The sequence below is a fragment of the Gracilibacillus suaedae genome, assembly GCF_017599345.1.
In the GTDB taxonomy this organism is placed as follows: domain Bacteria; phylum Bacillota; class Bacilli; order Bacillales; family Amphibacillaceae; genus Gracilibacillus; species Gracilibacillus suaedae.
Map to the genome: position 1 here is coordinate 1 of NZ_JAGFVL010000005.1, position 8,439 is coordinate 8,439.

General features: G+C 37.0%; 9 protein-coding genes. All 9 read right to left on the bottom strand.

Translation table 11 applies throughout. The annotated features are described in order from the left end of the window. Positions 1-357: 357 nt before the first annotated feature. On the bottom strand, positions 358-1,839 hold the full coding sequence (gene lysS, locus J5J03_RS00270) for a lysine--tRNA ligase (RefSeq protein ID WP_208585548.1): 1,482 nt from the start codon (positions 1,837-1,839) through the stop codon (positions 358-360). Positions 1,840-2,128: 289 nt separating this feature from the next. Then, positions 2,129-2,368, bottom strand: coding sequence for a helix-turn-helix domain-containing protein (locus tag J5J03_RS00275; RefSeq protein ID WP_208585549.1), 240 nt, complete (start codon positions 2,366-2,368; stop codon positions 2,129-2,131). Further along, positions 2,320-2,850 carry a 2-amino-4-hydroxy-6-hydroxymethyldihydropteridine diphosphokinase gene (folK, locus tag J5J03_RS00280; RefSeq protein ID WP_208585550.1) on the bottom strand — a complete coding sequence of 177 codons (531 nt, stop codon included), beginning with the start codon at positions 2,848-2,850 and terminating at the stop codon, positions 2,320-2,322. The genes J5J03_RS00275 and folK overlap by 49 nt, the downstream gene beginning before the upstream one ends. Next, positions 2,847-3,212 carry a dihydroneopterin aldolase gene (gene folB / locus J5J03_RS00285; RefSeq protein WP_208585551.1) on the bottom strand — a complete coding sequence of 122 codons (366 nt, stop codon included), beginning with the start codon at positions 3,210-3,212 and terminating at the stop codon, positions 2,847-2,849. Before folB ends, folK begins: the two co-directional genes overlap by 4 nt. Before the next feature lies 1 nt (position 3,213). Then, entirely contained in the window at positions 3,214-4,041 is an 828-nt protein-coding gene (folP, locus tag J5J03_RS00290) for a dihydropteroate synthase (protein WP_208585552.1), read from the bottom strand. Positions 4,042-4,517: 476 nt separating this feature from the next. Further along, positions 4,518-5,444, bottom strand: a complete 927-nt coding sequence (gene cysK, locus J5J03_RS00295) for a cysteine synthase A (RefSeq protein ID WP_208585553.1) — start codon at positions 5,442-5,444, stop codon at positions 4,518-4,520. Between the two features lie 96 nt (positions 5,445-5,540). Further along, entirely contained in the window at positions 5,541-6,461 is a 921-nt protein-coding gene (locus J5J03_RS00300; RefSeq protein ID WP_208585554.1) for a peptidylprolyl isomerase, read from the bottom strand. Positions 6,462-6,476: 15 nt separating this feature from the next. Beyond that, positions 6,477-7,349, bottom strand: coding sequence for an Hsp33 family molecular chaperone HslO (gene hslO, locus J5J03_RS00305; RefSeq protein ID WP_208585555.1), 873 nt, complete (start codon positions 7,347-7,349; stop codon positions 6,477-6,479). An 18-nt stretch (positions 7,350-7,367) separates the two neighbouring features. After that, positions 7,368-8,147, bottom strand: a complete 780-nt coding sequence (locus J5J03_RS00310; RefSeq protein WP_208585556.1) for a type III pantothenate kinase — start codon at positions 8,145-8,147, stop codon at positions 7,368-7,370. Positions 8,148-8,439 lie beyond the last annotated feature (292 nt).

The following is an 8,439-nucleotide window of genomic DNA, read 5'->3' on the forward strand; positions in this document are numbered from 1 at the left end:
CTCAATAAAAGTTGACTTGCGCTCGCTTCTATAAGCTAGCTTGTTTCATGTTTATAATCATACTGGTTGTTTTGTTCAGTTTTCAAAGATCAATGGTTGCTGTCTCTTTTTGCGACAGCTTTTATATCATATCATCTCACTTGTATTATGTCAACAACCTTTTTTTAATTCAAGTTGTGTTTTTTAAGTGGTGATGGATGATTTGTTGTTATGTCGTTTTCAGCGACGATTAACAATATAACACGTAATCAGATTTAAAGTCAACAACTTTTTTCGCTTTTTTTAATAAAATACCTATAATCGGAATACTTTTATAAAAAGAACCTCGACTAAGATTGTCAAGGTTCTTCCATACTATTATTTATTACGCATTTGTGGGAAAAGTAAAACGTCTCTAATCGACGGAGAATTAGTTAACAACATAACAAGTCGATCAATACCTATACCTAAACCACCGGTTGGAGGCATACCATATTCTAGTGCTTCCAAGAAATCCTCATCCATTTCATGCGCCTCATCATTACCTTGCTCTTTTTCTTTAACTTGTGCTTCAAATCTTTCTCGCTGATCAATTGGATCATTTAACTCCGAGAATGCATTTGCGTGCTCACGTCCAACGATAAACAATTCAAAACGATCTGTGAAACGTTCATCTTCCTTATTCTTCTTAGCTAAAGGAGATATTGCCACAGGATGACCGTAGACGAAGGTTGGCTGGATTAGCTTCTCTTCTACCTTCTGTTCAAAAAATTCATTAACAACATGTCCAAATGTCATCGTGTCTTCAACTTCTACCTCATTTTCTTTCGCTAAAGCTTTTGCTTCTTCATCCGTCATTTCTTTCCAAAAGTCAACGCCTGTATGTTCTTTAATCGCATCTACCATATGAAGTCTTGTCCATTTTGGTGCTAAATCAACCTCATAATCTCCATAAGTAATTGTTGTAGATCCGGTTACTTCTTTGGCGATATGAGACACCAAATTTTCAACAAGTTCCATAATATCATGATAATCTGCGTATGCTTCATACAATTCAATCATAGTAAATTCAGGATTGTGGCGAGTGGATACTCCTTCGTTGCGGAATACACGGCCAATTTCATATACTTTTTCCATACCACCTATAATCAATCGTTTTAAATGCAACTCAATGGCAATACGCATATATAAAGGAATATCGAGTGCATTATGGTGTGTTTCAAACGGACGTGCAGATGCACCACCTGCTATACCATGCATCATTGGTGTTTCAACTTCCAAAAAACCTCTCTCATCTAAGTATCGACGCATGGACTGGATGATCTTACTGCGAAGAACAAACGTATTTTTACTTTCCATATTAGTAATTAAATCTAAGTACCGCTGACGATAACGTTGTTCTACATCTTTTAGACCGTGGAACTTTTCTGGTAAAGGACGGAGAGATTTCGTTAGCATTGTAAATTCGTTTGCTTTAACCGAAAGTTCCCCTACATTTGTTTTGAATACTGTACCTGTAACACCGACAATATCTCCTAAGTCTGCTGACTTGAAGATTTCATAAGCTTCCTCTCCGATTCTATCTTTCCGTACATATAATTGGATTTGGCCACTTAAATCCTGAATATGTGAAAAACCAGCTTTACCTTTACCGCGCTTCGTCATAATTCGACCTGCCACTGTCGTTTCAATTGCTTTTCCTTCTAATTCCTCTTTAGAGAACTGATCATATTGTTCTTTTAATTCTTCTGCCAAATGTGTGCGAACAAATTTATCACCAAACGGATCAATTCCTTGTTCACGATAACTATTCATTTTATCCAAACGTACACGCATGTGTTCATTCAGTTCTTCACTCATTCTTGTTCACCTCAATGATTAATAATTTATGTAATATATATCAAAAAACTGCCAGCATCACACTGGCAGTATCACATTCATTCATGATTAGTATAGAAAAGGAACTCGTCTGTGTCAATGTTTACACACACTACTTAGGAAACTCTTGCTTATTGTTCTAGTTGTTCTACATAATTCTTGGACTCTGTCTAGTTAATTTGATTACGTACTTTATCATTTCCTTTGAACCCTTTTAAATACCATCCAGCCATTGGCGTTAATACAGCCTGGTTTCGGATGTTAGTATCACCTATGTCCCAACATACCGTTTCTCTTCATTTCCTTCTACCTTAGGTTGTAGCTCTTCTAATGAAATATCGAGCTTAGCTGCAATATATTCTAACTGATCCTCTGTAGGAATTCTTTTACCTCTTTCAATTTCTCCTAATTGCGAAACAGATATTTCAAGCTCATACGCAAATTCAATTTGCGTATAACCCTTCAACTTCCGAAACGCTTTGATTCGCTTACCCCATTTGTTTGTTGCCATTTAACTACACCTTCTTTATCTTCTGCAGGTATGCTTGCTAATAATTCCGTTATATTCTTATCGAAATGTGCTATATACAAAAATGGATTGATTTCTGCTAATGGTATTAAAACAAATGCACGCTCATGTAATCTTGGATGTGGTAAAATTAATCGCTTTGTTTCTATATTTTCTTGATTATATACTAAAATGTCAAGATCAATTGTCCTCGGTCCCCATTTTATTTCTCGTTTTCTGCCAAGATTCTGTTCAATACTTTGGCAAACATCCAAAAGAGAATTCGGATCTAGATCTGTTTCGACTTCGATCACCATATTCAAAAATTGATCTTGTTCTATAAAACCAACTGGGTCTGTTTCATATATTGAAGACTTATCTCTGATTTCTATTTTATCATGCTCAGCTAATTGTTCCATAGCTTGATTTAAATAAGTTAATCTAGGTCTGATATTAGATCCAAGTGCTATATATGCTTTTTTCATAAAGATTTCTCCCTGTAAATTTCAACAGCAACTGACTGATAATAACCAGGAATAGGTGGATCAGGTTTCACTACCTTAACAGTACATGCTTGTAATGGATCAAACTGGGATAAAAGCGCCTCTGCAACCTCTTCAGCTACTGCTTCAATTAAATTTTTAGATCTTCCTTCAACAATTTGCTTCGTCAATTGATACACGAGACCATAATCAATCGAATGCTGAAGATCATCTGATTGACCAGCCTGTTTCAAATCTGCTTCCAATTCTACATCTATTAAAAAGCGTTGCCCTAACTTCTTTTCTTCAGGAAATACACCATGAAACCCATAAAAGGTCATTTGATTAAGATATATTTTATCCACCTTATGCACCCCCCTTACCAATCAGCTTGTCCATCATCTTAACCATTCTTACATGCATCTCGACATTGTGGACACGGACTATTTCACAACCCTTTGTCAAACCGTAGCATACAGTTGCCCCAGTTCCTTCATCTCGCTCATCAACTGGCAAATTTAAAGTTTTAGCAATAATGGACTTTCGGGAAGTTCCGAGTAAAACAGGATAATCTAATTCTCGAAGCCGATCCATTTCTTGCATTACTTGAATATTTTCTTCATACGTCTTAGCAAATCCAACGCCCGGGTCGAGAATAATCTGGTCTCTTTTCACACCAGCTTCTATCGCAATCTGGATACTCTCTTTTAAATCAGATAACACATCTTCCATCAGTACACCATATGTTGGGTTTTCGCGATTGTGCATAAGTATAATTGGAACATCCAATTCTGCTGCTACTTTTGCAATATCTGGTTCTTTCTTTGCCCCCCAGACATCATTAATAATTGATGCACCTGCTTCTATTGACAGCTTTGCTACCTTTGCTTTCCATGTATCAATGGAAATGGGAATATTGATTTCATCAACAAGTGCTCGAATCACTGGAATCACTCGGTCTATTTCATCCTTTTCAGATACCGGTGTGTGTCCAGGTCTTGTTGATTCACCACCAACATCAATGATATCAGCGCCTTGTTCTTCCATTTTTTTAGCCTGGTGGATGGCTGCTTGGATATTATTATATTTACCCCCATCAGAAAAAGAGTCTGGTGTTACATTTAAGATACCCATGACTAATGTTTTCTCTGGGTAATGATAGTCTTTAATTTTTGTTCGTAACCACTTTTCCATGATACCCCGTCCTCACAAAACGAATTCTATAATCTATTCATAACAAAATATTATACCACAAATAAACAAGGAAAGTTTAGGACTGTTGAAAAATATTCTCTACTACTAGCTCTACTTTTATCCTATAGAAAAAAAGATTACGATACCTGCCATGTACCTAAATGTTTTATTAAGCGGACATTTAGTTCGTTATTTGATTGAAAATCACTTGTTTTTCGATGTTTGCGGACATTGAATCCCTTATTTGGTTCACTTCGGCTTCCATTAGTACTATTTACAATGAATAGCGGAATAGATGTCCGCGACAATCCTAAAAACGGCACTTTTGTCACAAATAGCGGAACAAATGTCCCCACTCAGCCCAGATTATTTGGACGTTACTTCGCAGTTTATGTTTCTACGATGTTTATGCAAAATAAAACCCCGCTTCAATATGAACTGAAACGGGGTTTGTGCTTATTAAATAGTTTTATTGTTTATTCTTCGTCAAATTGATAAAGAGGAGTTGATAGATAGCGCTCTCCGTTACTTGGAAGAACTGCAAGAACTTTTTTGCCTTTTCCAAGTTTTTGTGCTACTTGTTTAGCTGCGTAAATAGCAGCACCTGAAGATACACCACCTAGCACACCGTCTTTGCGAGCTGCTTCTCGAGCTGTTTCATAGGCTTGATCATTAGTCACCGTAATCACTTCATCATAAATATCTGTATCAAGAACTTCTGGTACAAACCCTGCACCAATTCCTTGAATTTTGTGAGGACCCGGTTTACCTCCAGATAATATAGCTGAATCAGTTGGTTCTACCGCATAAATCTTAATATCCTTGTACTGGTCCTTCAAGACTTTACCTGCACCAGTGATTGTTCCGCCAGTTCCAATACCCGAAACAAATGCATCTAGTTGATCACCCATTTGTTCGACAATTTCTTTACCAGTCGTACGAGCATGAACAGCAGGGTTTGCTACGTTATTAAACTGTTGAGGCATAAAGTAGCCATTTTCTTTTTGTAATTCTGTCGCTTTTGCAATTGCACCTTTCATACCTTCTGCACCTGGTGTTAATACTAACTCAGCACCGTAAGCTCGTAATAGATTACGTCTTTCCATACTCATTGTATCAGGCATTACTAAAATTGCTTTATAACCTTTAATAGCAGCAACTAATGCTAGACCAATACCAGTATTACCACTTGTTGGTTCAATAATGGTATCTCCGTCTTTTAAAACACCTTCTTCTTCTGCCGCTTCAACCATGGCTAGCGCGATACGATCCTTTACAGAGCTACCAGGGTTCATAAATTCCAACTTCAAATAAATCTCTGCACCTTCAGGATCCGCTGTGCGATTTAATTTCACAATCGGTGTATTTCCAATCAATTCCGCAACATTTTGAGCTACTTTCATTCCAGTTCCTCCTCAAATCCAAGTAAAATTATTGGTTTTATATACAATGTACATGAAACGGCATACAATGTCAACCCATAAAATGGAAAGGGTGTGTTAATTTTTTTCATTTTTATAATTTAACTTTACTTCTATTTGATCCCAAAGAGCTGAAGCATCTACATCAGATTGTAATTGATCTAAGGCAATATCTTGACGCACTTCTTCATAAACTTCATCATAGCTCAATTCTATAGCAGGGAGATGTTGATGATGAAAAATAACGGCATACCCGTTATTCACTAATATTGGTTCGCTATATGTCCCCGCTTCTAATGAAATCGCAGTGTCATAGTATTCCTTTGGTATAAAGCTACTTGTCTCAGAATAAAACCCTAAATATCCTCCGTCCGCTCTACTTTCCTCATCAATAGACAACTCTTGTGCAACCTCATTGAAAGGCTCTCCATCATCCAACCTTGCCATCGCATATTCTGCTTCTTGTTGTGTCGAAACAAGAATATGTGACAATTGGACCATATCATCAAACTGGTATTGGTTCTGATAAGATTGATAATACTCTTCTATTTCTGCTTCTGAAACACTAACATCTTCACTTAAAAGTTGTTGTAGATAATAACGATATTTAATTTGCTCTGTCCATTTTTCAATTTTTTTCTCTTTTTCCCCTTCTGATAGCAATCCTTGCATGACCATCATTCTCGATAATTCTCGATCCACTATTTTCGGATGGATCTCAAGCCCTTCATCCTCTGCCAACTGAAAAATTACTTTTTTATCAATCAAATCATGCAAAACGGATTCTCCATATTGCTCAATTAGTTCGCTCATCCAATCTTGATATAAAACTTCGTCATTCCCGATTTCTGCTAACGGTTTATTACGATCCACCGGAGTCTCATCTAATACTACAAATTCATCTGAGCTGTTTTCTCCTGAAAGAATAAAAATGGTTGTAATATTTGTTATGAGCAATAGTAATATAATAGACCATAATACCAGACGTGATACCCTCAACTATTACTCCCCCTATTACTCTGTCTTCAATTCCCGCAACTCATCGATCGTAAATTTGTATATTTCATTACAAAAATGACAAGAAGCTGTAGCACCGTGATCTTCTCTAATCATCGCATCAATCTCTTCGTTCCCTAAACTCTGAATTGCTGTTTTCAGCCTTTCTTTTGAGCAAGGGCAAGAAAATTGCACTGCTAAACGCTCATGTACCTTTACATTTCCTTCACCTAATAAAAGCTCTAATATCTCCTCTGGTTGCTTCCCATCTTGGATCAGTTTTGAAATAGGTGGAACATTGGCAACCTTTTCTTCAATTTGGGCAATTGTTTCCTCTGATGCTCCTGGCATCATCTGTACAATAAATCCTCCAGCGGCTAAAATACTATGATCTGGATTGACTAAAACACCTGCTCCTACAGCAGATGGAACCTGCTCAGAATTAGCTAAGTAATAGGTGAAATCTTCACTTATTTCTCCAGATACAATGGGAACTTGACCAGTAAAATGATTTTTTAAGCCTAAATCTTTAACAATGCTTAATGTTCCCTCCGTTCCAACTGCTCTTCTTACATCTAATTTTCCTTGTGCGTTTGATTCAAAATCCACATGAGGATTTCCAACATAGCCACGTACTTCCCCCTTGGCATTTGCATCAGCAATAATTGCTCCCATTGGACCATTTCCTTCCACTTTTACCGTCAACTTGTCTTCACCTTTCAGCATCGCACCTAACATCGTGGAAATGGAAAGTGTCCTTCCTAGCGCTGCCGAAGCTGTTGCCCATGTATCTTGGCGGGTTCGTGCTTCTTCTACTGTATCTGTTGAATTGATTGCGTATGCTCTCACATCCCCTCCAAATGCTGTTGCTTTTAATAAATAATCACTCATTTATAAACGTCCTTTCTTTTATTCAAAATCTTGCTCATTCTTTTGGTATATTTCATACAAACCTTTTAAGGTTAGATAAGGGTCGACGATATCAATTACAGAGGAGTCTTTGGCGATTAATGTTGCTAAACCTCCTGTCGCAATCACTTTTGGTGATCCTCCAACCTCTTTTTTTATCCGGTTAACTACAGCATCTACTTGACCGACGTATCCAAAATAAACACCCGATTGCATTGCTTCTACCGTAGATTGTCCTAAAACTTGGTTTGGCTTTTTCACTTCTATTTTGGGTAACTTGGCTGCGTTTTGGTATAGAGCTTCTAAAGAAATATTAATGCCCGGAGTGATTACACCACTAACATATTCATCCGCCTCATTAATGTAACAATAAGTTGTAGCAGTCCCGAAATCAATTATAATACTTGGGGAACTATATTCTTTAATGACACCTACTGCGTTGACAACACGATCAGCACCTAACTCTTTAGGGTTAGGGTACTTCATTTTTAAGTATGGATTCACTTTTTCATCACCAATTATCATTGGATTACAATGGAAATATTTATCAGCCATTCGCTGCAGTGCAAATAAAATCGGTGGGACTACAGATGAGATGACAATGCCATTAATATCAGAAAAGGTTAATCCTTCATGCCCTAATAGGGATTTAATAAACATAGCATATTCGTCTTCTGTTTTGTTTTTGTCTGTTTGCATGCGCCACTGATATGTTAATTGGCCGTCATTAAACACTCCTAATACAGTGTTTGTGTTACCAACATCTAATACAAAGATCATAATATCCTCCACAATATCCTAAAAAATTTGTTTACTTATTTTCATATTGTATAGCTTGCAAGCAACAAGTCGCAAGTTTTATGGTTGTAAGACCTAACCCACACCAGATATATCATACACTTGGGAAAACACAAATATTTCAATCCAAAAACAAAAAGGCCTGAAATAATAACTAAACACAGTAGATATATACTGCAAAGTAGTGAAAACTCTGTTTAGTGAGCTTTCTTCCATTCTTCTGAAGTTGAGTGCTCATTTGTCGCTGCGGAAAAACACTCCCTTTCCGGGGGCA

What these genes read in the sequence shown, in the direction of transcription:
- cysK (WP_208585553.1), bottom strand. Translation starts at nt 5,444, where the DNA reads ATGAAAGTAGCTCAAAATGTTGCGGAATTGATTGGAAATACACCGATT.
- folP (WP_208585552.1), bottom strand. Translation starts at nt 4,041, where the DNA reads ATGGAAAAGTGGTTACGAACAAAAATTAAAGACTATCATTACCCAGAG.
- J5J03_RS00310 (WP_208585556.1), bottom strand. Translation starts at nt 8,147, where the DNA reads ATGATCTTTGTATTAGATGTTGGTAACACAAACACTGTATTAGGAGTG.
- folK (WP_208585550.1), bottom strand. Translation starts at nt 2,850, where the DNA reads ATGAAAAAAGCATATATAGCACTTGGATCTAATATCAGACCTAGATTA.
- hslO (WP_208585555.1), bottom strand. Translation starts at nt 7,349, where the DNA reads ATGAGTGATTATTTATTAAAAGCAACAGCATTTGGAGGGGATGTGAGA.
- lysS (WP_208585548.1), bottom strand. Translation starts at nt 1,839, where the DNA reads ATGAGTGAAGAACTGAATGAACACATGCGTGTACGTTTGGATAAAATG.
- J5J03_RS00275 (WP_208585549.1), bottom strand. Translation starts at nt 2,368, where the DNA reads ATGGCAACAAACAAATGGGGTAAGCGAATCAAAGCGTTTCGGAAGTTG.